Here is a 24,656-nt window from a genome sequence, read left to right on the forward strand (position 1 = left end):
GCCGCGGTGAGGATCGACTCAGCTGTGCACGGACCGCCCTGCGACCGGAGCGCCCGTGGCGACCGCGGCGACCTCACCGGACCTGGTCCGGCCGAGCAACCACACGCCGATCGGCACGGCGACCGCACCGAGGAGCGCGACACCGAACGACAGGTGCCACTGCATCACGACGAACGCGGGGCCGATCGTGCAGACCGCGGCGACGGCCACGAGGGGCCACCCCGGGCGGTCGACACCGTCGGACAGCCGGGGGAGCGGTCGGTCCCAACGGCGCAGCGCCCTGGCGACCCCGATCGCGGCCGCCAGCACGACGACGACCGCGATCGGCCGCGTCGCCCACCACGTCGTCGACCCCGGGTCGGGGAACGGGACGGCGAGCAGCAGGGCGACGCCGTTCAGCGCGATGTAGAGCGGCAGGTGCCAGAGGTAGATCGCCATGCCGTCCCGTCCGAGCACGAACACCGTCGCCTGCGCCGGTCGGGTCTGCATCAGCCGGGTGAGGGGTCGGTGCACGAGCTGCACGAGGCAGACCTGTGACACCGCGAGCAGCGCCAACGGGAGCATCGGCGGGTTGAGGTCCTGCAGCATGTCCGGCGCCCAGAGCCCGACCGACGTCAGGGGCACGAGGAGCGCGTAGCCCGCCAGCGCGACCACCGCCAGCAGTGCCCTCGAGCGGCGAGCGAACCAGCCGTCCGCCCAGAGGAACCCGAGCTGCTGCGCGAACAGCCACACCGGGCCGAGGTTGAGCAGCCCGACCTCGGCCGTCCCGGTGGCGAACCGGAGTGCGTCGACCGCCACCGCCAGGAGCAGCAGGACACCGAGCGTGCGGAACGGCGCCCGCTCGTGCAGGCGTGCCATCACGGGGACGCAGCACTGGGTGATGCCGTACGCGGCGAGGAACCAGAGCGGCGAGCCGATGCCGAAGGCGACCTCGGCGAGCAGGTCAGCGGGCGTCCCGAGCGCCGTCGCGATGCCGAGGCCGATCGTGAGCACCGCGAACAGCGGGATCGACGGACGGAAGAGCCGCACGAGCCGTGTCGCCACGAAGTCGCGGGCGCCGCCGCCCCGGGCGAGCGTGCTCCGCCACCCGACCGCGCTCGCGAACCCACCGACGGCGAAGAACAGCGGCATGACCTGGCCCACCCACGTCGCGGGGACGTACCAGGCCGACTCCTGCAACGGGCTGGTGACGCCGATGCCCTCGGACGACGCCGCCACCCCGACCATCGTGACGTGCACGACGACGACGAGGACGACGCAGGCCGTCCTGATGAGGTCGACGACCAGGTCCCGCTGCGCGATGATCCCCCGGACGTCCTGAGCGCGTTCGGCCGGCGCGGAGTCGACCCGCGACGAAGGCCCCTGCTTCGTGGACATGCCGTGACGCTAGCGCTGGACCACGAGGATCAGCGTCGTCCCAGCCGATCGCGGCCGGATCGTGACACATCGCATGCCGCCAGCGGAATGAATGAGCGCGACGGCCCGACCGCACGGCGAGCCGACCCGACCCGACACCCCGACGACCCGACGACACGCGCAGCGCGCGCCCGCCCTGGGCAGCGGCCCGCCGAGCATGTACGGTGGAGCTTGTCTTGACCGATGCAAGAGAAAGAGATCGATGGACGCCGACGTCGACCTGCTCCGGTCCGCCGGTCTGCGGGTGACGACGCCGCGACTGGCGGTCCTGCGTGCCTCCGGGGCGATGCCGCACGCGACCGCGGACGACATCCTCACCGCGGTCTCGGCCGAGCTGCCCACGACGAGCCACCAGGCGGTCTACGGGGTCCTCGGTGCCCTGACCGGCGCGGGCCTCGTGCGTCGCATCGAGCCCGCCGGCAGCCCTGCGCGGTACGAGCGGCGCACCGGCGACAACCACCACCACATCGTCTGCACGATGTGCGGCGCGGTCGAGGACGTCGACTGCGCGGTCGGTCACGCCCCGTGCCTGACCCCGTCGGAGACCCACGGCTTCGCCGTCACCACCGCCGAGGTCACCTACTGGGGCATCTGCGAGCGCTGCGCGGCCGCGGAACGCGACGACACCGAGGTCGCGACGGCCTGATCCGTCGGCCCCGCCCCGACGGACCACCGCCCGGCACGCCCGCACCCACGCGGCGCGCCCCACGAGCAACCCGAACCACCCTGACCGAACCAACCGTTCCACCTGAGGAGGAACCGTGTCCGACCAGAACACGCCCACCGGCCCCGCCGGTACGCCCACCACGACGACCAACTCCGGCGCCCCCGTCTCGAGCGACCAGCACTCGATGGGTGTCGGCGCCGACGGGCCCCTCGCCCTGCACGACCACTACCTGGTCGAGAAGCTCGCCCAGTTCAACCGCGAGCGCGTCCCGGAGCGCGTCGTCCACGCCAAGGGCGGCGGTGCGTTCGGCACCTTCACCGTCACGCACGACGTGTCGCAGTACACCCGCGCCGCGTTCCTGCAGCCGGGCAAGCAGACCGAGATGCTCGCCCGCTTCTCGAGCGTCGCTGGCGAGCAGGGCTCCCCGGACACGTGGCGCGACCCGCGCGGCTTCGCGCTGAAGTTCTACACCGAAGAGGGCAACTACGACCTCGTCGGCAACAACACCCCGGTGTTCTTCATCCGCGACGGCATCAAGTTCCCGGACTTCATCCGCTCGCAGAAGCGCCTGCCGGGCAGCCACCTCCGCAACCACGACATGCAGTGGGACTTCTGGACCCTGTCGCCCGAGTCCGCGCACCAGGTGACGTGGCTCATGGGTGACCGTGGTCTGCCGTCGAGCTGGCGCCACATGGACGGCTTCAGCTCGCACACCTACCAGTGGATCAACGCCGAGGGCGAGCGCTTCTGGGTGAAGTACCACTTCGAGACGCAGCAGGGCCACAAGACCCTGACGCAGGAGGACGCCGACCGCATCGCCGGTGAGGACGCCGACTTCCACATCCGCGACCTCTACGAGGCCATCGAGCGCCGCGACTTCCCGAAGTGGGTCCTCAAGGTGCAGGTCATGCCGTACGCGGACGCCGAGAGCTACCGCTTCAACCCGTTCGATCTGACGAAGGTGTGGCCGCACGCGGACTACCCGCTCATCGAGGTCGGCACGATGGAGCTCAACCGCAACCCGGAGAACTACTTCGCGCAGATCGAGCAGGCCGCGTTCGCGCCGTCGAACTTCGTGCCCGGCATCGCGGCGAGCCCCGACAAGATGCTCCTCGCGCGCATCTTCAGCTACGCGGACGCCCAGCGGTACCGCGTCGGCACGAACCACGCGCAGCTGCCGGTGAACGCCCCGAAGAACGAGGTCCACTCGTACTCGAAGGACGGCGCCATGCGCTTCGACTTCCAGAAGGCCGAGGTGCCGGTGTACGCGCCGAACACCCAGGGCGGCGCGCACGCCGACCCGAACGCCACGGATGACGTGCCCGGTTGGGAGTCCGACGGCGCCCTGCAGCGCGCCGCCGCGACGCTGCACCCCGAGGACGACGACTTCGGCCAGGCGGGCACGCTCGTCCGCGAGGTCCTCGACGACGCCGCCCGTGAGCGCCTGGTCGGCAACATCGCCGGGCACGTGTCGAAGGTGACGCGCGACGACCTCCGCGAGCGCGTGTTCGCGTACTGGACGAGCGTCGATGCCGACCTGGGTGCGCGCGTGCGCGCCGCGGTCGCGCCGAGCGCGCCGGGTTCGAACGAGGACCCGGAGAAGGTCGCGGTCGAGGCGTAGTCGCCACTACACGACGGACGGGAGGCACGGTGCCAGCTGGCACCGTGCCTCCCGTCCGTCGTCGTGTCGATCTCAGACCTGTTGGCCGTTCAGCAGGACCTCGCCCGCTGGCGGCGGGGCCTGGTCCTCGTGTCGAGACCTGTTGGCCGTTCAGCATGATCTCGCCCGCTGGTGGCGGGGCCCGGTCCTCGTGTCTAGACCTGCTGGCCGTTCAGCATGATCTCGCCCGTCGGCCAGTCCTCCAGCTGCGCCTCGACCGGCAGGACCATCCAGCCGCCCTGCTCCGTCTCGTTCACGCCGACCCCGTCGGCCGTGAATGCCGAGAACGTGCCGACCGCGCCGTCGACCTCGTGCCAGCCCATGTGCGCGTAGAAGGGGATGCGGTCCTCGCCGGCGCCGAGGAAGCCGTACGGCACGCGGAGTCCCTCGAGGACGGCACGGGTGCGCACGAGGAGCTCCCGACCGACGCCGGAACCCTGCAGCCTCGGCGACACGGCGACGATGCCGGTGTCGCCGACCAGGACGTCCTGTCCGCCGACCGTGATGAACATCCGGCGGATCCCGACGTGCGCGAGGACCGTGCCGTCCGCACCCCAGCCGACCACCCGGCGCTCGGGCTGCATGCCGGCGTAGTCACGGCCGCCCACGTACCAGTGCGACCAGCTCGGGAACGCCTGCCCGAGCATCGCTGCGATCGCCTCGTGGTCGGGGAGCGTCAGCGCGCTCTCCTCGACCACTTCCCACCGGATGTCTTCGCTCACGGGTCCATCCTGCCGGACCGCACCCGGGTGGGCCGTCGGGCGCCGGGCACCGGGATCTCACGCGCTGAGCGACACCTCACGGGCCGGAGTGGGCGTGAGCTGTCGCTCAGCGCGTGAACTCGTGGCCGCGCAGCCGCGCAGCTGCGCAGCCGCGCAGCCGCGCAGCGGCATGCGCTCACCCGCGACCGGGCGCCGTCACCTCGATGAGGTTCGCCCACGGGTCCTCGAACGCCACGGTCCGGCCGTCGTCCGCGGTCTGCACCCCGGTGTCGTGCATCCGGGACACGAGCGCGCCCAGGTCGTCGGCCCCGGGGACCTCGATCCGGACGAGTCCCAGCCCGAGCCCGAGCTGTCGGCGTCCGGCGCCGCGGGAGTTCCACGTGTTCATCGCCATGTGGTGGTGGTAGCCGCCCGCGCTGACGAACAGCGCCTGGTCGCCCATCGCCGCGGTCGTCGCGAAGCCCAGCCGGTCGACGTAGAACGCCTTCGCGGTGGCCACGTCCCCGACGGACAGGTGCACGTGCCCCACGCGTCCGGGGCGGGATGCTGCGGACTCGAGCGCCGAGGGCGTCAGGTGTTGCTGCACGAACGCGTTCGGGTCGACCCAGATCGTGTCCATGTCGACCATGCCGTGCGTCCACGACCACTCCGTGCGGTCGCGGTCCCAGTACAGCTCGACGCCGTTGCCCTCGGGGTCGGTGAAGTAGAACGCGTTGCTCACCAGGTGGTCGGCGCTGCCCGTGAACGTCCGCGGGTACTTCGTCGCGACCGAGTAGAGCGCTGCCGCCAGGTCGGCCTGCGTGTCGAACAGGATCGCGGTGTGGAACAGCCCGGCCTCGTGCGGGGCAGCGTGCCGCATCGCCGGCGCGTGCTCGAGCACCACGATCGGGGTCGTGCCGCGGCCGAGCACCGCGACGCCGCCGTCTTGCGTCAGGACGGTGAGTCCGACGCCGTCGCGGTAGTACGCGACCATCGTGTCGAGGTCGGCGACCCGGAGCGTGACGGCGCCCATCCCGGTGTCCGCGGCGAGGAGATCCTGCGTGTGCATGCACCCAGTGTGCGCTGATTTGGTTGACGCGTCAACCAAATCGGTCGAGGTGGCTACCGGGCGCTGAACCCTCCGTCCGTCTTGAGCAGCTGCCCGTTCACCCAGCCGCCGTCCGGACCGAGCAGGAACCCGATCAGCGCCGCGGTGTCCGCGGGCGTCGACGGGCGTCCGAGCGGGGTCTGGGCGACCACGGCCTCGCGGACCTCGTCGGTGAACCACCCGGTGTCGTTCGGTCCGGGGTTCACCGCGTTCGCGCTGACGTGCACGTCGCCGAGCTCCTGGGCGGCGCCGACCATCAGCCGGTCGAGTGCGCCCTTGCTCGTGCCGTACGGCAGGTTGAACCCGACGTGGTCGCTCGTCAGGGCCACGACCCGTCGGCGGTCCTCGGGTGCCGGGGCGCCCTCGCGGAGGCGCCTTGCGTACGCCTGCACGATCAGGAACGGCGCCCGGACGTTCACCGCCAGGTGCCGGTCGAAGGACTCGAGCGTCGTGGTCGCGTAGTCGGAATCGACCGATTCGCAGTGCGACATCACGACGGCCGTCACGGGGGCGCCCGCCTCCACCTCGGCGCAGCCGACGAGTGCGGCCGCCTGCTCCGGGTCGGCCAGGTCGACCGGGAGGCGCGTCACCCGCGCCCCTGCACGCTCGGCCTCCGCGACCACCGCGTCCACCCCGTCGGGGTCGGCCGCACCGTGCACGCGTTCGTCGTACGGTCCCCACCAGGACAGCGCGAGGTCCCATCCCTCGGCGGCCAGCCGCGAGGCGATCGCCGCACCGATCCCGGCGCGGCGACCGACGCCGGTCACCAGGGCGAGGGGTCGGGTGGTGCGGGAACTGTGGGTCATGGGTCGTGCCTCCCGTCCGACGGCGCGTCCGTGCGCCGACCCGACCAGGATGGCATCGCACCCGGCGTCCTGTCGGCGCGGCACGGCGACGCAGGGCCAGGATGGGAGGATGCCGTCCTCCCGCCGACCCGACCTGTCGACGTTCCCCGTCGACCGCCTGCGCGACCGCATGTCGTCGTACATCTACGGCAACATCACCGTGCTCGCCGTCGCGATCGCGGTGGGGCCGGAGCAGATCGAGCACGGGAGCGCGGTGCTGACGGTCCTCGCGACGGCGGTGCTGACGTACCTGGCGCACGTGCTGTCGCACCTCGTCGCGCACACCATCGGTGACACCGGGGACGACGCCGAGCACCGGGAGACCTTCGGTGCGATCATGCGCGATGCGAACCCGATCGCGACCTCGGGCCTGATCCCCGCGGTGCTCTACGCCGTGGCGTGGGCGGATTGGCTGCCGGCGCAGTGGGCGCAGACCGCGGCGATCGTCATCCTCGTCGTCCGCATCGGGCTGGTCGGGGTGTTCCTGCAGCGCTTCAGCGGGCGGCGGCCCTCGTTCCTCGGGCTCTGGGGCGGCATCGTGCTGGCCGCCCTGGCCTTCGTGATCGGCCTGGTGAAGGTGGTGTTGACGCATTGAGCGAGCAGACGGACGAGTCCCGCGCCGGACGCCCCTCGAGGTCCGGGTGGCGGTTCCTGCGCGACCTGGCGGTCATCGTGGTCGTCGCGCTGCTCGCGTCCTTCCTCGTCAAGGCCTACCTGGTGCGGGCGTTCTCGATCCCGTCCGGGTCGATGGAGCGCACGCTGCTCGTCGGGGACAACGTCCTGGTGAACGAGCTCGTGCCGGGCGTCGTGCCGCTCCGGCGCGGTGACGTGGTGGTGTTCCGCGACCCGGGCGGGTGGCTCACGGCGGAGCAGGGCGACGACCTCATCAAGCGGGTGATCGGGCTGCCGGGCGACCACGTGTCGTGCTGCGACGCGCAGGGGCGGCTCTCGGTGAACGGGCACGCGGTCGACGAGCCCTACGTGGTGCGGCCCGCGGACGTGGACCGGGTCTCGGCGGAGGACTTCGACGTCACCGTCCCGGCCGGCCGCATCTGGGTGATGGGCGACAACCGGTACGAGTCGGCGGACTCGCGGATCCACGGGACGGTGCCGACGGCCGACGTGGTCGGGCGGGCGTTCGTCGTGACGTGGCCGGTGACGCGGTGGGGCGTGCTCGGCCGGTACGGCGACGAGTGGGACGCGGTGCCCGACCCGCGGTGAGCTGCTGTCAGCAGCCGGTCGTGCTGAGCGTCACCCGTGTCACGTCGTCGTCCGACACCGTCGCCTTCGCCGGACACAGGTCGCCCGCCCGCACGGTGACGTCGCCGAGCGGGACCCCGGCGAAGTCCGCGGTCCCACCGGGGAACACCCGCTGGTGCTCGGAGAGCTTCCCCGTCGAGGCGAAGACCTCCACCTCGTAGGGGCGATCGGCCGCGTTCGAGGACACGGTCACCGAGATCTGCCCCGTCGAGTCGTGGGCACCGCACCCCGTCAGCGAGAGTGCGGCGGCAGCGCCGAGGACGAGCACGAGCGGGACACGACGGATCACCGTGCCGAGGGTACGCGCCCCCGGTGACGTGACCCGACGTCCACCGTTCGACGTCCACCGTTCGGCGTCCACCGGTCGGCGTCCACCGTTCGGGGGACGGGCGCTCCTGGGGGAGACCAGTACCGTTGACTGCATGCACCAGGAGACCTCACCGACCTCCGCCGGATCAGCGCCAGCAGCCGTGCGACGCGCGGCCCTCGTCGCCGCGCTCGACGTCGTGGACAGCGGCCCCGAGGAGCGCTTCGAGCGGATCACCCGCATCGCCCGCGAGGCGTTCGGCGTCTCGGGCTCGTTCCTCAACCTCGCCGGTGCCGAGGTCCTGACCATCAAGTCGCAGCAGAGCGACGCCGTGTTCGGCCCGACGATCCCGCTGCAGGACACCTTCTGCGGCCGCACACTCGACCAGGCCGGCCCGATCGTGGTGCCGGATGCCCGCGCCGACGACCGCTACGCGGACATGCCGATGGTCGTCGAGGACCCCAACGTCCGCTTCTACGCGGGTGTCCCGCTCCGCGTCGGCGACGACGCCGTCAAGGTCGGCACACTCTGCCTCATCGACCCGCAGCCCCGCACGCTCGAACCGGACGACCTGGCACTCCTCGAAGAACTCGGCGTCTGGGCGGAGCGCGAACTCGCCGCCGGCGCCGACGAGGACCGGCTGCGCGGAGTGCTCGCCGGCCTGCAGCCCGCACCCGTCGCGGTGCCCGGGTACCGGATCGGCGGCATGTCCGTCCCGCACGGCGTGGTCTCCGGCGACCTGCACGAGTGGCACCTGGCCGGTGAGGCCCTGCACCTGACCGTCTCCGACGTCATGGGCAAGGGCATGTCCGCCGGGCTGCTGGCGGCGACCATCCGCGGTGCGCTCCTCGCCCGCCCGGCGGAGGACCCGGAGCAGGTCGTCGCCGCGCTGGACGAGCAGGTGGGACCGGACCTCGGCCGCGCCGAGTCGTTCGCGACGATGTTCCACGGGTCCCTCGACACGGGCAGCGGTCGGATGGACTTCGTCGACGCCGGCCACGGTCTCGTGCTGCAGATGCGTGCCGACGGTCGCGAGCGCACCCTCCTGTCGAGCGACCTGCCGATCGGGCTGCACCCCGCTGGGTTCGCCCGCTCGTCGGGGTCGCTCGAGCTCGAGCCCGGCGACGTCCTCGTGATCGTCAGCGACGGGGCGCTCGAGCTGTGGGACTCGACCCTGACCTCGCTGTCACGGCTCGGTGCCATGTGGCGTGAGGAGCCCGAGATCGAGCCGTTCCTCGCCCGGGTGCGCGCCCGCGCGCTCGAGCACGACCCCGGTGACGACCTGACGGTCGTCGTGCTCGCGCGCGACTGACGCGTCTGCTGCCCGTCGCGACGGCCGCCGAACGCGACGGACCGCCGGACGCGACGGACCGCCGGACGGGAGGCGCGTGGCGGTCTCGCCGCGCGCCTCCCGTCCGTCACGCGGTCGCGACGCGCCCCGCTGCGGACGTCGCGCGGGTCAGGCGCCGAGGCGCTCGATGAGCTCCGCGTAGCGCGCGGCGGTCCGGTCGACGATCTCCTGCGGCAACACCGGCGGCGTGCCCTGCCGGTCCCAGTTCGCGCTGAGCCAGTCGCGCACGATCTGCTTGTCGAACGAGTCCGTCCGGTTGCCGGAGCGGGCGTCCCAGTAGCGGCTGGAATCACTGGTCAGGACCTCGTCGGCGATCCGGATCGTGCCGTCCGAGTCCCGTCCGAACTCGAACTTCGTGTCGGCGATCACGACGTCGTGCTCGAGGGCGATCGCCGCTGCCTCGCCGTAGACACGCAGCGAGAGTTCGCGGAGGGCCTCGGCGTCCTCGCGCCCGACGAGCTCGACGGTCTGCTCGAACGAGATGTTCTCGTCGTGCTCGCCCTGCGGTGCCTTGTACGCCGGCGTGTAGATCGGCGCGGGCAGCCGGTCGCCCTCGGACAGTCCGGCGGGCAGGGGGACGCCGCACACGCTCTGCGTCTCGCGGTACTCGGCCCAGCCGCTGCCGACCAGGTAGCCCCGGACGACGCACTCGACCGGGAACATGTCGAGCGGCAGCACGTGCATCGACCGGGCCGCGACGGCCTCGGGCACCGCGGTGCCGCCGGTGCCAAGCGCGACGAGGTGGTTGGGGACGTCGGCGATCCGGTCGAACCAGAACCGCGACAGCCGTGTCAGCAGTTCGCCCTTGCCGGGGATCGGCGGTTCGAGCGCGAAGTCGTAGGCGCTGACCCGGTCGGAGGCGACGAGCAGCAGCTCGGATGCGCTCGCGACGTCGTCCACACCCGCGGGGACGTAGAGCTCGCGGACCTTGCCCGACGAGACGTGCCGCCAGCCCGGCAGCTCCGGCGCGGCGGTCACCGGGCGACCTTCGCGGCGATGTCGGTGCGGTACTGCGCGCCCTGGAGCGTGATGTCGCCGACCCCGGCGTAGGCGCGCTCCCGGGCCTGGGCGAAGTCGGCGCCGGTCGCGACGACGCTCAGCACGCGGCCGCCGGTCGCGACCAGGTCGTCGTCGAGCACCGCGGTCGCCGCGTGCGCGACGGACACGCCCTCGCGCGCCTCGGCGGCGTCGATGCCCGTGATGACCCGGCCGGTGTGCGGGTTCTCCGGGTAGCCCTCGCTCGCGAGCACCACCGTCACCGCGACGTCGTCGCTGAAGGTCGGCTGCGGCGCCGACGCGAGCTGGCCCGTCGCCGCCGCGGTCAGCAGGCCGCTGAGTGGCGTGGTCAGACGGGGGAGCACCACCTGGGTCTCCGGGTCGCCGAAGCGCGCGTTGAACTCGATCACGCGCACGCCCTGCTCGGTCACGATGAGCCCGCAGTAGAGCAGGCCGATGAACGGCGTGCCCTCGTGCTCGAGTCGACGGACGGTGGGGAGTGCGACGAGCTCGGTGACCTCGGCGACGAAGGCCTGCTCGGACTCCCACCGGTCGGTGAGCCACGGCAGGGGCGAGTACGCGCCCATCCCGCCGGTGTTCGGGCCGGTGTCGCCGTCGCCGAGGCGCTTGTGGTCCTGTGCGGGGCTGAGCGCGCGGACGTCGTGCCCGTCGCTGAGGAAGAACAGCGAGACCTCTTCGCCGTCGAGGAACTCCTCGACCACGACACGGCCGTGCTGCAGCCAGTAGGTGGCGTGGTCGATCGCCGCCTGACGGTCCTCGGTCACCAGGACGCCCTTGCCCGCGGCGAGCCCGTCGGCCTTGACGACGTACGGGGCACCGAGCTCGTCGATCGCGGCGACGGCCTCGTCCGCGGTGCCGGCGTACACCGGGCGCCCGGTCGGCACCCCGGCCTCGGACATGATGCGCTTGGCGAAGGCCTTCGAGCCCTCGAGCTGCGCGGCGGCCCTGCTCGGCCCGAACACCGGGATGCCCCGCGTCCGCAGCGGGTCGGCGACGCCGGCGATGAGGGGTGCCTCCGGCCCGACGACGACGAGCTCGACGCCGTTCTCGATCGCGTACTCGGCGACCAGTTCGCCGTTCGTGGGGTCGAGCGACACGGTCTCGACGTCGGCCGCGATGCCGGCATTGCCGGGGGCCGCCGTGATGACGTGTCCGGCTCGCTCCGCCAGGAGGGCCGTGATGATCGCGTGCTCGCGGGCACCGGAACCGAGGACGAGGATTCGCACCCGGCAAGCCTACCGAGCGCGACACGCCGCCCGCGATGCGAGGGCTAGCCTGTGGACATGCCGCCGAAGAGGATCGAGGACGCCGAGGGACGCGCAGCGCTCGCCGCCGTGCGCGCGGGGTCGACGGTCCGGTCGGACGTCGCGACGGCGGTGCGGTGGACCCTGCAGCGGCTGGCCGACGACGTCCCCGGCAACAGCGTCGAGGTCCGCGTCCCGCCGTTCGCCGCGGTGCAGGCAGTCCCCGGGCCGCGGCACACCCGCGGGACACCGCCGAACGTGGTGGAGACCGACGCCGTGACCTGGTTGGCGCTGGCGCAGGGGGAGCTGCGGTGGGACGAGGCCCTCGCGGCGGCGCGGGTCAGCGCGTCCGGGTCGCGCGCCGACCTGACGGCGTTCCTGCCGGTCCGCACCGCGGCCTGAGGACTGCTGCCGACGAGCCGGCGCGATCGTGCAGCCTGGCTCAGCGACTTAGGTAGGTCCTACCGATGTGGTCGGCCGCTCCGCCCCCGTAGCGTGGAAGTCGCCGGGATTCGGACCCGACCCGAACGGGTCCGAACCCGGCGACAGGGTCAAAGGTACGCGACATACTGCGTTCGTTGTCAACCGCCGCGGCGAGTCGTGCTGCAAACCGCAACGATCGTGGTCTCGTCAGGGACCTTTCCTGATGCGCCGTCACGTTCTGCGGCTCCCGGCGGGCCCGGCCGGTGGACGTCGGCCGGTGGACGCCCGTCCGTCGACGTCGGTCAGCGAGCGCCGAGCAGCTCCGCCAGCTCCGACCGCGCGTGCACGTCCCACTTCGCGAAGATCCGCGACACGTGCGCGTCGACCGTCCGGACGCTCAGGCTCAGCGTCTCCGCGATCCGTCGGTTGCTGAGGCCCTGCGCCACGAGCTCGGCGACCTCGTACTCCCGGTTCGTCAGCGGCGCACGGACGCGTCCCGCCGACACCGCCATGCCGTGCGACGCGAGGACCCCCTGCGCCGCGACGATCCGTGACCGATCGTCCGCGAGCACGGCGTCGGCGTACTCGACGATCGCGCCGGCGAGCGGACCGTCGACGCGGGCCGCGGCCTCCCGCATCCGCGAGAGCGACGCGGCGGTGTCCCGTCCGGTCGTCATGTCGTGCGTGTAGTGCTGCGTCACCGCGTACATCACGTGCAACCACGAGCCCTCGCGGGTGCTGCGCTCGATGATCTCGTCGGCGTGCCGCAGACCAGCCGGGTTGCCGAGCACGGTCTCGGTCCACGCGATCGAGACCGCGACCTGCTCGCCGGTGATCCGCATCGCGCGGCCCGGCGTCGTGCGCGCGCGCTCGAGGGCCTCGGCAGCGCGCTCCGTGTCGCCGGCGTAGGCGTACGCCATGGCCAGGCGCGCCCAGGGGTACGCCGCGAAGCCGCCGTGGTCGGCCACGTCGTAGCGTTCGCACGCGGCGGAGAACGCGGCGATCGCGTCGTCCCACCGGCGCTGCCCGATCGCGTGGTTGCCGAGCCCGATGAGCTCGAGCGTGAAGTCGTACTTCAGGAACGGGCTGCCGCGCCGGACCGGGATCTCCGTGACCAGGTCGGCCATGTCCCCGCGCCAGACCTGGACCTGGTGGAGCACGGAGACGTTCTCGCCGACGCCCCAGGGCGCAACCTCGATGTGCTCGACCGCGGTGGCGATCGCACGACGGGCGAACGCGGCGGCCTCCTCGAGCCGACCCTCGGTGGCGAGGGCCATCGTCACGCACGGCGCGACACAGAGGAACGACACCGGCACGGTCGGCTGCTGCAGGATGCGGGACCGCTCGATCTCCGCGCGGACCTCGGCGAACCGTCCGCCCCAGCCCAGGTGCGCGAGCCGGAGGAGCCGCACGTGCTCGGCGGTCTCCGGGCCGACCAGCGGCATCAGTTCCTCGGAGAGCGCCACCGCGGCGTCGACGTCGTCGTCGTGGAACTGCCGGATGTTCGCGAGGGTCTCGCACGCCTCGACCACGACGGCGTCGTCGATCTCGCCGGCACGCTTCCGGGCGAGGTCCCACGCGGCCTCGGCGTCGACGCGACCGGCCTCGCGCCCGGTGCTGTACGAGTGCGCGAGCGACCGCAGGCAGTGGGCGGTCACCCGCTCGGTGGCCGAGAGTGCGGTGCGGAGCGCGGCGGAGGCCAGGGCGACGGCGCTCTCGTGCTCCTGCAGCCGGACGGCGACCTGGGTGGCGTCGAGCAGCTGACCGACCGGGGGCAGCACGCCGCACTCGAGCGACCAGAGCGCGGCGCGGAGCCGGGCGGCGGGCGGTGCACCCTCGGGCCGCGTGGTCCGGAAGGCGTTGGCCCGGGCGAACAGCGCCGTGCGCCGGGCGACCGGGACGAGGCCGCGGACGACCTCGCCCACGAGCGGGTGCGACGGCCGCACGATGCTCGTGCCGTCCTCGGCGGAGTCGACGGCGACCAGTCCGAGCGCGACGACCCGGTCGACGTCGCCGCCGGACACCAGACCGAGCAGGCGGGCGAGCGGGATCGGGTCGGCGAGCGCGACGATGTCGACGACGTCGCGCAGGTCCTCGGGCAGCGTGCCGAGCTCGGTGCGGTACATGTCCGCCAGGCTGTTCGACGCCGTGATCCGGCCCCGCCAGTACCACCCCGTCGCGGTCTGGTCGAGCGCGCCCGAGGCGAGCGCGGCCCGGACCACCTCGCGCAGGTAGAGCGGGTTGCCGGCGGTCGCGCGGTGCACGCGCTCGGTCGACGCGGTCTCGAGCTGCGCGCCGAGTGCCTGCGCGACGACCTCGCCGGTCTCGTGCAGGTCGAGCGGCGCCAGGTCGATGCGCTCGAGCAGGTCGTCCTGCCAGAGCGCGCGGAGCGGGTCCGACAGCGCGGTGAAGTCGCGGCACGTCAGCACGAGCCGGGCGCCCTGGTCGCGGACGAGCCAGGCGACGTAGCGCGCCGAGATGGCGTCGAGGTGGTCGGCGTCGTCGACGCGCAGCACGACGTCGCGGTCGGCCAGGTCGTCGGTCTCGCGCAGCCGCTGGGCGGCGGCAGCGTCGTCCACCAGCTCGGCGAGGGCGGCCGGCAGCTCCCCGAAGCGGTCCGCGACGGCGCCGAACGGCATCGAGCGGCCCGCTGCGACCGCGGTGATCGGCACGACGACGGTCCGGCCGGTGGTGTCGCGGCGGGCGACCCGGTCGGTGACCCTGGCGGCGGTCGAGGTCTTGCCCAGCCCCGGTGCGCCGACGATCGCGACGCTCCAACGGTGCTCGGCGACGACGGAGACCGCGCGGTCCTCCTCGCGGCGCTGCACGATCGGCCACGGCACGCGTGCGGGCGTGCGGGGTCGGCGACGCCCACGGATGGACTGCTCGTGCACCCCGTCACCTCCCGATCCTGGTCGTCCGTCTGCTCCCCCCGGCTCACGGATCCCGTTCCCGGGCTCCGACATCGTCCTCGACCGGGCGGTCGGTGTCGCACGGGATGCGTTCCGTGGATACCGACCGGTAGGGACATCATGCCCTGGATCGGCCGACGCGCAACAGGCCACGGCACCTTCCACAGTGGGGGACAATGGTCTGGTGAGCGACACCGACCGACCCGAAGACCGCCCGGCAGCGCCGGCCGCGACACCGGCTCCGAGCGCCGTCAGCTCGGCGGACGAGGTCACCATCCGACGCGCGCCGAAGTTCGGCGTGTTCATCGTCGGCGGTGCGGTGCTCGGCTTCCTCGCGACGCTGCTCGTCGTGACGCTCACCATGGACATCGACCGCGGCGACCAGCAGGACGCGAGCTTCGGCACGCTCGTCGGCTACTTCTCGCTCTGGGGCGTCACGATCGGCGCCTTCGCGGGGGCCGTCGTCGCGATCGTGCTCGACCGGGTGTTCGCCCGCCGCGCCGCCCGCCTGACGGCGGAGCGCGTCGAGGTCGAGCCGGCCGAGGAGACCGTGGACGGCGAGGTCGAGGACCACGGCGACGTGACCGGACCCGTCGAGCGCACCGACCGCTGACGGTCGCTACCACACGACGGACGGGAGGCCCGGTACCAGCTGGTACCGGGCCTCCCGTCCGATGCGTGTCGCGTCGCGACGCGACTCAGCTGAGCTGGTTCGCCTCCACCCACGACAGGTACTCCGGGGTCACCGTGCCGGTGACGTACTCGCCGGTGAAGCAGCTCATCTCGAGGTCGGTGACGTCCGAGCCCTCGATGATCGCGTCGCGCATGTCCGCCACCTCCTGGTAGATGAGGTGGTCGCTGCCGAGCACGCGGTTGATCTCCGGGATCTTCCGGTCGTGCGCGATGAGCTCGGCGCGCGTCGGCATGTTGATGCCGTACACGTGCGGGTAGCGCACCGGGGGAGCGGCGCTCGTGAACGTGACCTCGTTCGCACCGGCGGCGCGGGCCATCTCGACGATCTCGCGACTCGTCGTGCCGCGGACGATCGAGTCGTCGACGATCAGGATGTTCTTGCCCTTGAACTCGGACGACATCGCGTTGAGCTTCTGGCGCACCGAACGCTTGCGCTCGGCCTGCCCCGGCATGATGAACGTGCGGCCGACGTAGCGGTTCTTGAAGAAGCCCTCGCGGTAGTCGATGCCGAGCTTCTGCGCGACCTGCATGGCGGCCGGCCGGCTCGAGTCCGGGATCGGCATGACCACGTCGATGTCCCCGGTCGGGGCGTACTGCGCGATCGTGTCGGCCAGGCGGTTGCCGAGCCGGAGCCGGGCGTCGTACACGGAGATGCCGTTCATCACCGAGTCGGGACGCGCGAGGTAGACGTACTCGAACGAGCACGGCACCAGGCGCGGGTCCTTCGCGCACTGCCGGGCGTGCATCTGGCCGTTCATCTCGATGAAGACGGCCTCGCCCGGGGCGATGTCGCGGACGATCTCGTAGCCGCCCGACTCGAGCACCAGGGACTCGCTCGCGACGACCCACTCCGGCTGCCCGGCCTCGTCGAACTTGTGCCCGAGGATCAGCGGCCGGATGCCGTACGGGTCGCGGAACGCCAGCAGGCCGTGCCCGGCGATCGTGGCGATCGTGGCGTACGAGCCCTCGACGCGCTCGTGCACGCGCTCGACGGCGTCGAACACCTGACCGGCGTCGAGCTCGCTGCCGCGGACCTGGCCCTGGAGCTCGTGCGCCAGGACGTTCACCAGCAGCTCGGTGTCGCTCGTGGTGTTGAGGTGGCGGCGGTCGATGTCGAACAGCTCGCGGGTCAGCTCGCGGGTGTTCGTCAGGTTGCCGTTGTGGACGAGCACGATGCCGTAGGGCGCGTTCACGTAGAACGGCTGGGCCTCTTCCTCGTTGCTCGCGGCACCCTTCGTGGCGTACCGGACGTGCCCGAGGCCCATCGTGCCGAGCAGGGCACGCATGTCACGGGTGCGGAATGCTTCTCGGACGTGTCCACGCGTCTTGTGCATGTGGTGGACGCGACCCTCGACCGTGGCGATGCCCGTCGAGTCCTGGCCCCGGTGCTGCAGCAGCAGCAGGGCGTCGTAGATGGATTGGTTGACGGGCCCCTGCGCAACGAGGCCGACGATGCCGCACATTCGCGGTGTGCTCCAGACCGTAGGATCGGGTGGTACCGAACAAGTCTGCCATGCTCCGCGGAGGACCACGCATGCCGAACCCGTACGCTGCCGCCGGCGTCGACACCGCCGCCGGCGACCTGGCCGTCGAGCTCATGAAGTCCGCCGTCTCGGCGACGCACAACGCCTCGGTGCTCGGTGGCGTGGGTGGCTTCGCGGGGCTCTACGACGTCTCGTTCCTGAAGGACTACGACCGCCCGCTGCTCGCGACCTCGACCGACGGCGTCGGCACGAAGGTCGCCATCGCGCAGGCGATCGACAAGCACGACACCATCGGCCAGGACCTCGTCGGCATGGTCGTCGACGACATCGTCGTGGTCGGCGCGAAGCCGCTCTTCATGACGGACTACATCGCCTGCGGCCGCGTCGTGCCGAACCGCATCGCCGACATCGTCGCCGGGATCGCCCGCGGCTGCTCGGCGACGGGCACCGCGCTCGTCGGCGGCGAGACCGCGGAGCACCCGGGGCTGCTCGGGCCGGACGACTACGACGTGGCCGGCGCCGCGACCGGTGTCGTCGAGGCCGACCGGCAGCTCGGCGCGCACCTGGTGCAGGACGGCGACGTCGTCGTGGCGATCGAGTCCTCCGGTCTGCACTCGAACGGGTACTCGCTCGTCCGGCACATCCTGTCCGGCAAGGGTGTCGGTTACACCGACCAGCTGGCGGAGTTCGGCACCGGGGTCTCCGTCGGCGAGGCGCTGCTCGAGCCCACCCGGCTCTACACCGCACCGCTGCTCGACCTGCTCGAGGCCCGACCCGGTGTCGTCCACTCGCTCTCCCACGTCACGGGTGGTGGCATCGCGGCGAACCTGGCGCGCGTGCTGCCCGTCGGCACCTGGGTCGAGGTGGACCGCTCGACGTGGACGCCCCCGGCGGTGTTCCGGGTGCTCGCGGACATGGCGGGGACGCCGGTCGAGGACACCGAGGGCACGTGGAACCTCGGCATCGGGATGTTCGCCGTGGTCGCTGCTGCCGCGGCGCCGGCGGTGCTCGAGGACCTGCGCGCCGCTGGGCTTCCCGCGTGGACGGTCGGCACGGTGTCGACCTCGGCGCGGGAGCTGGCCGGGTTCGAGCAGGGCGCCAAGGGCGTCGACGGCGGGGCCGTGCGGCTCGTCGGTTCCTACGCCGGCTGACGCCCGACGGCTGACGCCCGGGCCGGGCAGGCTGCCACGGTGCCGGCGCTGTGACCCTTCCGGTCGCACGACGTGCCGCGCGCGGTCGTTCGGGTCGTAAGACATGCCGCTCACTTCGGAGTTGAGCGGCACGTCGTGCGACCAGGGGACTCGGCAGCGTCCGACGGGGCTGCCGGGTCGAGCGGACCCATGCGGGCCGTCGACCTCGCCCTCCGTCGTCGGCGTGACCGTTCCGGTCGCAGGACATGCCGCGCGTGGTCGTTCGGGTCGCAGGAACTGCCGCTCACTTCGGAGTTGAGCGGCAAGTCGTGCGCCCGGAAGCGCAGGGGTGCCGAACCCGGGTGCGCCGAGCCCCGGTGCACCGGGCGCGGGCGCCCGCGCACACGACGACGCCGCGCGACCCCGGAGGGTGCGCGGCGTCGACGGTTCAGGTCAGGCGGACTTGTTCTGGTCCTGCTGGGGCTCGAACTCGTCCTCGTCGTCACCCGGTTCCTCACCGTACTGGTCAGCCCAGCGGTCGACGTAGGAGTCTTCGTCCGAGTGTTGCCCGGCGGAGAGCTCGCGTTCGAGCGCACCGTAGTTCGTGTCCGGACTGAAGTACTTCAGCTCCCGGGCGACCTTGGTGTGCTTTGCCTTCTGACGGCCGCGCCCCATGCGTGACCCCCTCGTGATCGGCTCTGGTCCGGTCCTGGCGGGTGCGTGGTTGCCACCCGGGGAACCGAACGGTTCGTGGTTTGAAATCTGCCGATCACTCTACCATGTACCCCGTTCCCCACCTGCCCGTCGGCGTCCCCCGCGGGTCGGCCGAAGACCTGATCAGGACTCAGGCCGGGAGTGGTTCGGGAACGCCGCGCTTCCGGCGAGCGGCCCGCAGCACGAGGGCGTCGACCGAGAACCGCCCGGGCCCGGTCAGGGCGATCGCGAGCGAGGCGACGGCGAGCACCAGCACGTACTCGAAGCCGCCGTCCTGCGCGAAGAAGCCCGCCGTGGCGTGGGCGAGCAGGCCCGCGACGACCATGTCGACGGCGAGCAGCAAGCCGACGATCCGCGTGGCGACGCCGAGCACGAGCAGGACACCGCCGACGAGTTCGAGGCCGGCCACGACGGGGGCTGCGACCTCGGCGAGCGGGACGCCCATGCCGGCGAAGCCCTGGGTGACGCCGGGGATGCCCTGGGCGAACTTCTGGGCGCCGTGGGCGATGAACACCGCGCCGAGGACGATGCGGAGCGCGGTCAGGCCGATGGAGGTCGATGTCGTTCGCATGGCGCCGACGCTATGCGGTGACGTGTCATCGACCGGGTTGCCGCGGCGGATTGACCGGACTCCACCAGGGGTCGTCCAGACGACGGTCCACCGAAGCGGGGACCGGCGCTCAGGAACGACCGAAGCCGGTCCGCAGCAGTGCGGACCGGCGTCGGATGAGCGGGAGGGGGGTAGGTCAGGAGTCCGCGCCGCGCCCGGTCTGCTGCTGCAGGCGGTCGATGTGCTCGGACGCCTCGGCCTTCGTCAGGTCAGCGGGGAGCTCCTCGCCGGCCTCGCGGGCCAGGGTGTCGAGGTAGCTGCGCTGCGGGCCGGTCATCGGCTCGTCGCCGGTCACCCACTGCTCCGGGTCCTTGCTCGCGGTCGTCGAGGGGTCGGGACGCTCGCCGCCCAGGGTCTCGCCCTGGTGCGACTCGTCGGGGGTCTGGTCTGCTGCGTCGGTCATGGCGCCGAACCTACGCGCGACGGCGGGCACGACACGCAGCGACGGCGTCCCCCGGACGACCCGGGCCGAGCACCCGAGACGACGACCCGCCCCGCCGCCACGGCGCCCCCGCCGACGGGCGACGCTCAGACGGGCGTCGCCGTGTACCGCACCAGGTCCGGCCCGACGCCGCTCGTGGCGATCGGCACCTCGGCGTCGCCCTGACGGATCCAGATCGTCGCCGCCTGCTCGTCGATCCGGACGACCTCGTGCAACGACCCGTCGAGCAGCACCGCCGCACGCACCGACACCTGCCCGGTGGACGCCCGCGGCGGGAGGCCGACCACGTCGGCGTCGTACGCGGCGTGCCGGCCGGGGGAGAGGAACGGCGACACCGGCGTGGTCACCACCTCGAGCCCGTCCTCGACCGCCCGCACCGCGACCAGCCGGACCGCCTGGTCTGTGGGCAGGGGGACGTCGACGACCGGGGCGTCGACCGGGCCGGCCAGCGCGCGGAAGGCGGGCCGACCGTCAGGGGCGAGCCGCGCCTCCAGGCCGTCGATCCGGACGCGACCGCGGCCCCGCGAGTCGGCGTAGAGCCCTGGTTCGAGCCCGGAGCGCCGTGCCTCGAGCCGGGTGACGACGACGCGGTCGGGCCGGTACCAGTCGCGGAGCGTGGCGGGGTCCACCCAGCCGATGCTGGCGACCCCGCGGGCGAGGTCGGCGCCGTCGTCGGCGGGTCGTTCGTCGAGGGCGCCGAGCGGGTGCTCCCCGCGCACGGCGACGAGTCCGGCGTACGGGCCGGCCGCCGATGGTTCGTGGTCGAGCACCTCGACGCGCTTCGAGACCTTGCCGCCGTGGCCGTCGAAGGTCGCGAAGGTGCGCAGGTCGGAGATCGTCATGTCGCCGACGATGCTACGACCGGCCGCCGTCACGGCGTGCAGGTGCGGGGACGAGGAGGCGTACCTCGCCCGTGCACGCGGTCTGGTCGACGCCCTCGGCGGGCCCGGCGGGACGCGTCGCGCGCCGTGCCCGGGCGCCGTCGCGGAGCACGGGTTGCACGCTGTTCCGCTGCACCGAACGGAGCACCCGGTCCTCCTGCGCCTCGTGGTGGAACACGCCCTCGGGTGAGCGGCGGAGCGCAGGACGGATCGGCTCGCCGCGGCGCTCCTGGCCGGGCAGCGGCCGCGAGCGTCGCCCGTACAGCAGCTCGGACGAGTCGAGCAGCCACGGCACCAGGGCCACGGTCACCCCGTGCACGAGCAGCAGCTTCTTGCGGATCCGGCGGCCGCGGTGGTTGTGCAGCAGCGATTCCCACCAGTGCCCGACGACGAAGACCGGCGTGTAGACGGTGACGACCTCGGACCCGTGCTCGGCCCGGTGCGCCTTGATGTACCGGATGAGCGGCATCGAGATGTCGCGGTAGGGGCTCGGCACGACGGTGAGCGGGACCTCGATGCCGTGCTCCGCCCACTGTTCCTGCAGTCGTCGGGCCTCGGCGTCGTCGATCGCGACGTGCACGGCCTCGAGTCCGGCGTGCTGCGCGGCGATGGCGTAGTCGATGGCCTTGAGCACCGGCTTCTGCAGCCGGTTGACGAGGACGATCGCGTGGTCGCCGGTCGCGCCGAACTGCGTATCGACGTCGGCCTCGATCTCGTGCGAGACGTCGCGGTAGTACCGGTTCACGCCGAGCATGAGGACGAACAGCACCGGCATGATCACGAACACGAGCCAGGCGCCGTGCGTGAACTTCGTGATGGTGACGATGACGAGCACCACGAAGGTGAAGGTCGCGCCGATCGCGTTGATGGTCAGCGAGCGCCACACCTGCCCGCGGTCGACCGGGCCGTCGGCGGTGCCCTCGCGGTCCGAGCGCAGCAGCCGCAGCCAGTGCCGGACCATGCCCGTCTGCCCGAGGGTGAACGACACGAACACGCCGATGATGTACAGCTGGATGAGGCTCGTGACGTTCGCCCGGTAGACCACGAGCAACGCGACCGCGACGAGCGCGAGCACGATGACGCCGTTCGAGTAGATGAGCCGGTCGCCCCGCGTCGACAGCGCCTTGGGGGCGTAGGAGTCGCGCGCCAGGATCGAGCCGAGCAGCGGGAAGCCGTTGAACGCCGTGTTCGCGGCGAGGAGCAGCACCGCGGCCGTCGTCGCCTGCACGACGAAGAACAGGATGCTGCCGTCGCCGAAGGTCGCGGCGGCGATCTGCGCGATGAGCGAGCGCTGCGGGGTGGTGGCGCAGGCGGTGAAGCCCTGCAGGTCGCAGGCGTGCTCGGCGTAGTGCACGCGGGAGACGAGTGCGAGCGTGATGAGCCCGACGAACAGCACGATTGCGATCGAGCCCATCAGCACGAGCGTCGTCTGGGCGTTCCGGATCTTGGGCCGCCGGAAGGCCTGCACACCGTTCGCGATCGCCTCGACGCCGGTCAGGGCGGAGCAGCCGGACGCGAAGGCGCGCAGGAGCAGCAGCACGAAGGCGGCCTGGGTCGTGTGCTCGACGTTGTCGATCGTGTACGCGGCGGACTCGGCGACGGGGGCGTTCCCGAGGGCCGTGCGGACCAGGCCGGTGACGACCATGACGAACACCGAGCCGACGAACAGGTAGGTCGGCACCGCGAACGCCTTGCTCGACTCGCGGACGCCGCGCAGGTTCACCCCGGCGAGCAGCACCACGAAGGCGACCGCGATCTCGATGCGGAACGGGTCGAGGCCGGGCAGCGCCGAGATGATGTTGTCCACGCCGGACGCCACCGACACGGCGACGGTCATCACGTAGTCGACGAGCAGGGCGCTCGCCACGACGAGGCCGGCCTTCTCTCCGAGGTTCCGGTGCGCCACCTCGTAGTCGCCGCCGCCGGACGGGTACGCCTTGACGAGCTGTCGGTAGGACGCGACGACCACGACGAGCAGCAGCACCACCACGGCGGCGACCCCCGGCGCGAAGGTCAGGAACGCCATCCCGCCGAGCAGCAGGATCATGAGGAGCTCCTGCGGCGCGTAGGCCACGCTCGACAGCGGGTCGCTCGCGAAGATCGGCAGCGCCAGGTGCTTCGGGAGGAGCTGTCCCTCGAGCTTCTCGGAGGGCAGGGGATCCCCGATCAGTCGCGCCTTCAGCGACCGGATCTCGTTCGTCACGAGCGGCAAACCTACTCAGTTGCGCGCACGAGTCAACACTGTGGGAACGGACAGGCAGTACGGCCCGCGCGACGGGCGCGCGGTCGGCGTGCGCCGACGGAGCAGCGGACGGGAGGCGCGGATCGCCACCACCCGTCCGCCGGCGGCCGTCAGACGGAGCGGCGCAGGGCCTCCAGGCCGTCCCGCAGGCGCGTCACCGTGTCCTCGGTGAGCGTCCCGCGCGTCGCCCGGCGACGCAGGTCCGCCCGGACCTGCTGGCGGAACGCCGCGATCGCCATCTCCACCTCGCGCAGGGCGCGGGCGCCCTCCGTCGGGACGTCGACGGGCTCGTCGGCGGTCTGCCCGCGCGGGGCCTGCGCGCTCGCGGCGAGGTCCGCGCGGAGGGAGCGCATGGCCTCGCCGACCGAGGCGCGGACGCCGTCGGCGAGGGACCGCACCGAGTCGGCGACCCCGGACTCGACCGCGGCGAGCTCCTCGGCGCGGGCGTCGAGCTCGGCACGACCGGCGTCGGTGATGGCGTACACGGTCTTGCGGCCGTCGACGGTCTTCGTGACGAGCCCCTCGGACTCGAGCTTGGCGAGCCGCGGGTACACGGTGCCGGCGCTCGGGACGTACGCGCCGCCGAAGCGCTCGCCGAGGGCCTGGATGAGCTCGTAGCCGTGCATCGGACGGTCGGCGAGCATGGCGAGCAGCGACAGGCGCAGGTGGCCGTGCGCGAACACGGGGCTCATTCGGGCACCACCGTCTCGTCGATCGCGGTGTCGGTCGTGGCGGGCGCGGGCGGCGCGTGCAGGACCGCGATGTCGCCCGAGACCGAGTTGACCTTCAGGTCGAGCCACTGCCCGGACAGCTCCCCGCCCTGCTTGACGTACGAGCCGCGGACCCCGCGGATCTCGGAGTCGTCGAACTGCAGCTTGCCGGACGCGGTGCTGACGGTGCAGCGGTAGGGGACGCCGTCCTCGAGCCGGACGCTCACCGAGCCGGAGACCGTGTTGATGCGGGCGGCGTCGGGGGTGCCCTGCAGGTCGAGCACCACGTCGGCGTTCACACCGTCGGCCGTGAAGCGGGGGATCGCTCCCGTCGCGACGACGTCGCCGGACACGGTGCGGAGGGTCAGCGCACCGTCGAGGTCGCGGACCGTGGTCGACCCGGAGACGGCGTGCACGGCGAGGTCGCCCGCGAGCCCGTCGACGACGACGTCGCCCGAGACGGTGTTCAGTGACGCGCCGCGGTTCGTGCCGGAGAGCAGGACCCCGGCCGAGACCACGCCGATCGTGACCCGGGCGTCGCGGGGGACGAGCACGCTGACGTCGGCGGTGGCGCGGCCGCGGAACGACTTGAGGAACCCGAGCGGGTCGTCCCACCGGATCTGCGGGTGGTCGATGGTGAGCGTGTCGCCGTCCAGCTCGATCTTGAGCGGCTTGCCGGACACGCCGTGCACCTCGACCCGTGCGGTCGGCTCGTCGTGCGCCACGACGTCGACCTGTCCGCCGGCGAGTCCGACGCGCAGGGCGCGGACGATGCCGGTGTCGATCACCTTGGGCTCCTCGACGAGCCACTTCTCCTGGGCCATGTTGCCTCCTCGAAC

Annotated in this window: 24 protein-coding genes; 8 read left to right on the plus strand and 16 right to left on the minus strand. The window is 72.4% G+C overall.

Going from position 1 to position 24,656, the window contains the following annotated elements:
* Window positions 1-18: 18 nt before the first annotated feature.
* Window positions 19-1,377, minus strand: a complete 1,359-nt coding sequence (locus tag C1N91_RS02630) for an acyltransferase family protein (protein WP_137766485.1) — start codon at window positions 1,375-1,377, stop codon at window positions 19-21.
* 241 nt (window positions 1,378-1,618) lie between these two features.
* Here C1N91_RS02630 and C1N91_RS02635 point away from each other — a divergent pair, with 241 nt between their 5' ends.
* Both C1N91_RS02635 and C1N91_RS02640 read left to right on the plus strand, forming a co-directional pair.
* Entirely contained in the window at window positions 1,619-2,062 is a 444-nt protein-coding gene (locus C1N91_RS02635; protein WP_137766486.1) for a Fur family transcriptional regulator, read from the plus strand.
* Window positions 2,063-2,177: 115 nt separating this feature from the next.
* Window positions 2,178-3,704, plus strand: a complete 1,527-nt coding sequence (locus C1N91_RS02640) for a catalase (RefSeq protein ID WP_137766487.1) — start codon at window positions 2,178-2,180, stop codon at window positions 3,702-3,704.
* 194 nt (window positions 3,705-3,898) lie between these two features.
* Here the strand turns inward: C1N91_RS02640 and C1N91_RS02645 are convergent, their stop codons facing one another.
* From C1N91_RS02645 to C1N91_RS02655, 3 genes are all read right to left on the minus strand, one after another.
* Entirely contained in the window at window positions 3,899-4,465 is a 567-nt protein-coding gene (locus C1N91_RS02645; protein ID WP_058729154.1) for a GNAT family N-acetyltransferase, read from the minus strand.
* A gap of 175 nt (window positions 4,466-4,640) precedes the next feature.
* The gene (locus C1N91_RS02650; RefSeq protein ID WP_137766488.1) at window positions 4,641-5,513 is read right to left on the minus strand and encodes a VOC family protein; all 873 of its coding nucleotides are present in this window, start codon (window positions 5,511-5,513) and stop codon (window positions 4,641-4,643) included.
* A gap of 53 nt (window positions 5,514-5,566) precedes the next feature.
* Window positions 5,567-6,358, minus strand: coding sequence for an SDR family oxidoreductase (locus tag C1N91_RS02655; RefSeq protein WP_137766489.1), 792 nt, complete (start codon window positions 6,356-6,358; stop codon window positions 5,567-5,569).
* A gap of 109 nt (window positions 6,359-6,467) precedes the next feature.
* On the opposite strand from C1N91_RS02655, the gene C1N91_RS02660 reads away from it, so the two are divergent.
* Window positions 6,468-6,992, plus strand: coding sequence for a hypothetical protein (locus C1N91_RS02660; RefSeq protein WP_137766490.1), 525 nt, complete (start codon window positions 6,468-6,470; stop codon window positions 6,990-6,992).
* Complete coding sequence (gene lepB, locus C1N91_RS02665; protein WP_254678315.1) at window positions 6,989-7,618, plus strand: signal peptidase I; 630 nt, start codon at window positions 6,989-6,991, stop codon at window positions 7,616-7,618. The genes C1N91_RS02660 and lepB overlap by 4 nt, the downstream gene beginning before the upstream one ends.
* A gap of 7 nt (window positions 7,619-7,625) precedes the next feature.
* On the opposite strand, the gene C1N91_RS02670 is transcribed toward lepB, so the two are convergent.
* Window positions 7,626-7,946: a hypothetical protein gene (locus tag C1N91_RS02670; RefSeq protein ID WP_137766491.1), complete on the minus strand. Its 321-nt coding sequence runs from the start codon at window positions 7,944-7,946 to the stop codon at window positions 7,626-7,628.
* Between the two features lie 133 nt (window positions 7,947-8,079).
* On the opposite strand from C1N91_RS02670, the gene C1N91_RS02675 reads away from it, so the two are divergent.
* The gene (locus C1N91_RS02675; protein WP_137766492.1) at window positions 8,080-9,276 is read left to right on the plus strand and encodes a SpoIIE family protein phosphatase; all 1,197 of its coding nucleotides are present in this window, start codon (window positions 8,080-8,082) and stop codon (window positions 9,274-9,276) included.
* Between the two features lie 147 nt (window positions 9,277-9,423).
* Here C1N91_RS02675 and C1N91_RS02680 read toward each other — a convergent pair whose 3' ends face one another.
* Together C1N91_RS02680 and purD are read right to left on the minus strand one after the other, a co-directional pair.
* Complete coding sequence (locus C1N91_RS02680) at window positions 9,424-10,293, minus strand: phosphoribosylaminoimidazolesuccinocarboxamide synthase (RefSeq protein ID WP_137766493.1); 870 nt, start codon at window positions 10,291-10,293, stop codon at window positions 9,424-9,426.
* Window positions 10,290-11,558, minus strand: a complete 1,269-nt coding sequence (purD, locus tag C1N91_RS02685) for a phosphoribosylamine--glycine ligase (protein WP_137766494.1) — start codon at window positions 11,556-11,558, stop codon at window positions 10,290-10,292. Before purD ends, C1N91_RS02680 begins: the two co-directional genes overlap by 4 nt.
* Window positions 11,559-11,615: 57 nt before the next feature.
* Here purD and C1N91_RS02690 point away from each other — a divergent pair, with 57 nt between their 5' ends.
* Window positions 11,616-11,978 (plus strand): sterol carrier family protein, encoded by a 363-nt coding sequence (locus tag C1N91_RS02690; protein WP_058729165.1) that lies wholly within the window; start codon window positions 11,616-11,618, stop codon window positions 11,976-11,978.
* 323 nt (window positions 11,979-12,301) lie between these two features.
* On the opposite strand, the gene C1N91_RS02695 is transcribed toward C1N91_RS02690, so the two are convergent.
* Window positions 12,302-14,893: a helix-turn-helix transcriptional regulator gene (locus C1N91_RS02695; RefSeq protein WP_137766495.1), complete on the minus strand. Its 2,592-nt coding sequence runs from the start codon at window positions 14,891-14,893 to the stop codon at window positions 12,302-12,304.
* Window positions 14,894-15,095: 202 nt separating this feature from the next.
* Here C1N91_RS02695 and C1N91_RS02700 point away from each other — a divergent pair, with 202 nt between their 5' ends.
* The gene (locus C1N91_RS02700; RefSeq protein ID WP_137766496.1) at window positions 15,096-15,524 is read left to right on the plus strand and encodes a hypothetical protein; all 429 of its coding nucleotides are present in this window, start codon (window positions 15,096-15,098) and stop codon (window positions 15,522-15,524) included.
* Between the two features lie 85 nt (window positions 15,525-15,609).
* Here the strand turns inward: C1N91_RS02700 and purF are convergent, their stop codons facing one another.
* The gene (purF, locus tag C1N91_RS02705; protein ID WP_058727426.1) at window positions 15,610-17,067 is read right to left on the minus strand and encodes an amidophosphoribosyltransferase; all 1,458 of its coding nucleotides are present in this window, start codon (window positions 17,065-17,067) and stop codon (window positions 15,610-15,612) included.
* 71 nt (window positions 17,068-17,138) lie between these two features.
* Here purF and purM point away from each other — a divergent pair, with 71 nt between their 5' ends.
* Entirely contained in the window at window positions 17,139-18,239 is a 1,101-nt protein-coding gene (gene purM, locus C1N91_RS02710) for a phosphoribosylformylglycinamidine cyclo-ligase (protein ID WP_137766497.1), read from the plus strand.
* Between the two features lie 432 nt (window positions 18,240-18,671).
* Here purM and C1N91_RS02715 read toward each other — a convergent pair whose 3' ends face one another.
* The 7 genes from C1N91_RS02715 to C1N91_RS02745 form a co-directional block, all read right to left on the minus strand.
* Window positions 18,672-18,893 carry a DUF3073 domain-containing protein gene (locus C1N91_RS02715; RefSeq protein WP_058727428.1) on the minus strand — a complete coding sequence of 74 codons (222 nt, stop codon included), beginning with the start codon at window positions 18,891-18,893 and terminating at the stop codon, window positions 18,672-18,674.
* Between the two features lie 169 nt (window positions 18,894-19,062).
* On the minus strand, window positions 19,063-19,503 hold the full coding sequence (locus C1N91_RS02720; RefSeq protein WP_137766498.1) for a DoxX family protein: 441 nt from the start codon (window positions 19,501-19,503) through the stop codon (window positions 19,063-19,065).
* Between the two features lie 175 nt (window positions 19,504-19,678).
* Window positions 19,679-19,945 (minus strand): DUF3072 domain-containing protein, encoded by a 267-nt coding sequence (locus C1N91_RS02725; protein WP_058727430.1) that lies wholly within the window; start codon window positions 19,943-19,945, stop codon window positions 19,679-19,681.
* Between the two features lie 125 nt (window positions 19,946-20,070).
* On the minus strand, window positions 20,071-20,826 hold the full coding sequence (locus tag C1N91_RS02730) for a hypothetical protein (protein WP_137766499.1): 756 nt from the start codon (window positions 20,824-20,826) through the stop codon (window positions 20,071-20,073).
* 13 nt (window positions 20,827-20,839) lie between these two features.
* Window positions 20,840-23,077 carry an APC family permease gene (locus C1N91_RS02735; protein ID WP_137766500.1) on the minus strand — a complete coding sequence of 746 codons (2,238 nt, stop codon included), beginning with the start codon at window positions 23,075-23,077 and terminating at the stop codon, window positions 20,840-20,842.
* A 140-nt stretch (window positions 23,078-23,217) separates the two neighbouring features.
* A complete protein-coding gene (locus C1N91_RS02740; protein ID WP_066652167.1) occupies window positions 23,218-23,799 on the minus strand; it encodes a PadR family transcriptional regulator in 582 nt (193 codons plus the stop codon).
* On the minus strand, window positions 23,796-24,641 hold the full coding sequence (locus tag C1N91_RS02745; RefSeq protein ID WP_137766501.1) for a DUF4097 family beta strand repeat-containing protein: 846 nt from the start codon (window positions 24,639-24,641) through the stop codon (window positions 23,796-23,798). The genes C1N91_RS02740 and C1N91_RS02745 overlap by 4 nt, the downstream gene beginning before the upstream one ends.
* Window positions 24,642-24,656 lie beyond the last annotated feature (15 nt).

The organism is Curtobacterium sp. SGAir0471 (genome assembly GCF_005490985.1).
GTDB lineage: Bacteria > Actinomycetota > Actinomycetes > Actinomycetales > Microbacteriaceae > Curtobacterium.

Coding starts and splice junctions, on each gene's coding strand:
- C1N91_RS02630 (WP_137766485.1), bottom strand. CDS start 1,377: ATGTCCACGAAGCAGGGGCCTTCGTCGCGGGTCGACTCCGCGCCGGCC.
- C1N91_RS02635 (WP_137766486.1), top strand. CDS start 1,619: ATGGACGCCGACGTCGACCTGCTCCGGTCCGCCGGTCTGCGGGTGACG.
- C1N91_RS02650 (WP_137766488.1), bottom strand. CDS start 5,513: ATGCACACGCAGGATCTCCTCGCCGCGGACACCGGGATGGGCGCCGTC.
- C1N91_RS02655 (WP_137766489.1), bottom strand. CDS start 6,358: ATGACCCACAGTTCCCGCACCACCCGACCCCTCGCCCTGGTGACCGGC.
- C1N91_RS02660 (WP_137766490.1), top strand. CDS start 6,468: ATGCCGTCCTCCCGCCGACCCGACCTGTCGACGTTCCCCGTCGACCGC.
- C1N91_RS02675 (WP_137766492.1), top strand. CDS start 8,080: ATGCACCAGGAGACCTCACCGACCTCCGCCGGATCAGCGCCAGCAGCC.
- C1N91_RS02690 (WP_058729165.1), top strand. CDS start 11,616: ATGCCGCCGAAGAGGATCGAGGACGCCGAGGGACGCGCAGCGCTCGCC.
- purF (WP_058727426.1), bottom strand. CDS start 17,067: ATGTGCGGCATCGTCGGCCTCGTTGCGCAGGGGCCCGTCAACCAATCC.
- purM (WP_137766497.1), top strand. CDS start 17,139: ATGCCGAACCCGTACGCTGCCGCCGGCGTCGACACCGCCGCCGGCGAC.
- C1N91_RS02715 (WP_058727428.1), bottom strand. CDS start 18,893: ATGGGGCGCGGCCGTCAGAAGGCAAAGCACACCAAGGTCGCCCGGGAG.
- C1N91_RS02720 (WP_137766498.1), bottom strand. CDS start 19,503: ATGCGAACGACATCGACCTCCATCGGCCTGACCGCGCTCCGCATCGTC.
- C1N91_RS02725 (WP_058727430.1), bottom strand. CDS start 19,945: ATGACCGACGCAGCAGACCAGACCCCCGACGAGTCGCACCAGGGCGAG.
- C1N91_RS02730 (WP_137766499.1), bottom strand. CDS start 20,826: ATGACGATCTCCGACCTGCGCACCTTCGCGACCTTCGACGGCCACGGC.
- C1N91_RS02740 (WP_066652167.1), bottom strand. CDS start 23,799: ATGAGCCCCGTGTTCGCGCACGGCCACCTGCGCCTGTCGCTGCTCGCC.
- C1N91_RS02745 (WP_137766501.1), bottom strand. CDS start 24,641: ATGGCCCAGGAGAAGTGGCTCGTCGAGGAGCCCAAGGTGATCGACACC.